At 66.5% G+C, this 1,162-nt stretch carries 2 protein-coding genes; both read right to left on the reverse strand.

From position 1 onward, the window contains the following. On the reverse strand, nt 1–318 hold a 318-nt coding region (locus AB0K82_RS44645), incomplete at its 3' end, for a PQQ-dependent sugar dehydrogenase (protein ID WP_364409865.1). Nucleotides 319–414: 96 nt separating this feature from the next. Next, a complete protein-coding gene (locus tag AB0K82_RS44650) occupies nt 415–1,020 on the reverse strand; it encodes a cadherin repeat domain-containing protein (RefSeq protein WP_364409868.1) in 606 nt (201 codons plus the stop codon). Between the last annotated feature and the right edge of the window lie 142 nt (nt 1,021–1,162).

Genomic DNA, 1,162 nt, shown 5'->3' on the forward strand with positions numbered 1-1,162 from the left:
CAGCCCGAGCGCCGCGAGCATGCCGCCGGTCGCGGGCGCGCCGAAATTGCGATCCGCATCGGCCGGATAGTCATCCTTGTAGGGATCGATCCGCCAGATCTTGCCGAAGGGCGAATTGGGATCCTGCGCGCGGCTCGAATCGGTGCCGTCGCCGAACATGATGTAGAGATAGCCGTCGCGGCCGAACTGCGCCCAGCCGCCGAGATTGCGCGTGGCGGTATTGGGGATTCGCCAGATCGGCGGGCGGCCCGGGATGGGCCGGATCGAAGTCCTGGTGGAAGGCAGGATCGTGTCGAGAATCGCGGCCCATACGACCATCAGATCGCCGTTCGCCGCAGTATAGACGATAACGGTATAGCGGTCGGTGGCAAGGCCCGCCCAGTCCGGGGCGCGCGGCGCCGGGGCCCAGCCGAGCTATCCGCGCTCCTCCTGATAGGAGAAGTCGGAAGTGCCGACGCCGCCACTGACGAGGCTGTTGCACAGCCGCGCGTCATAACGGGCGTTGGCATAATCATAGCACCGGTAAGCCCCGACATCTTCGGCGATGGCGCCCGCGGTGAGGCGATCGACGCCGGTGAAGGGCCGGCCCATCACCTTGAGCGAATAGCCCGACGGCCCGATATCGGTGACAGTGACGGTGAGCAGCAGCTTCACGTTGTTCGTGCCGTCCGAAGCGGTGATCTCGACCTGGTAGACATTGTCGTGATTGAGGTCGGCCGGGGCTTCGTAATCGGGGGGCGTCTTGAACGACAGATTGGCGCCGGTGAGCGTGAAGAGCGAGACGTCGTCGCCGCCGGTCAACGAGAAGGTGACCGGCGCGCCCTCCGGGTCGGTGGCGGTGGCGGTATAGATGGTGCCGCTGGTGTTCTCGGGCACGCTGACGGCGGCGGCCGAGGTGAAGCTGGGCGGCTGGTTCACCGGAGCGGGCGTGGGGGTCGGGGAGGGGGTCGAGCCGCCATTGCCGCCGCTGCAGGATGCTAGCAAGGCCGCACTCAAGGACGCCAGAAACAGGTTCCGCATGATTCCCCCTCTTTCCCGGCGGATATACCGGGTACCGCAGACGGGTGGAAGCGGGGTTCGGCAATTTCGCCGTCAGTCTTTCGCCAGGTCCTCGCGATCCAGGGTCGGCAGGGTGAAGGTGAAGATGGCGCCGCCGCCGGGG

The organism is Actinoallomurus sp. NPDC052274 (assembly GCF_040679475.1).
GTDB classification, from domain to species: domain Bacteria; phylum Actinomycetota; class Actinomycetes; order Streptosporangiales; family Streptosporangiaceae; genus Actinoallomurus; species Actinoallomurus liliacearum.

What these genes read in the sequence shown, in the direction of transcription:
- AB0K82_RS44650 (WP_364409868.1), bottom strand. Translation starts at nt 1,020, where the DNA reads ATGCGGAACCTGTTTCTGGCGTCCTTGAGTGCGGCCTTGCTAGCATCC.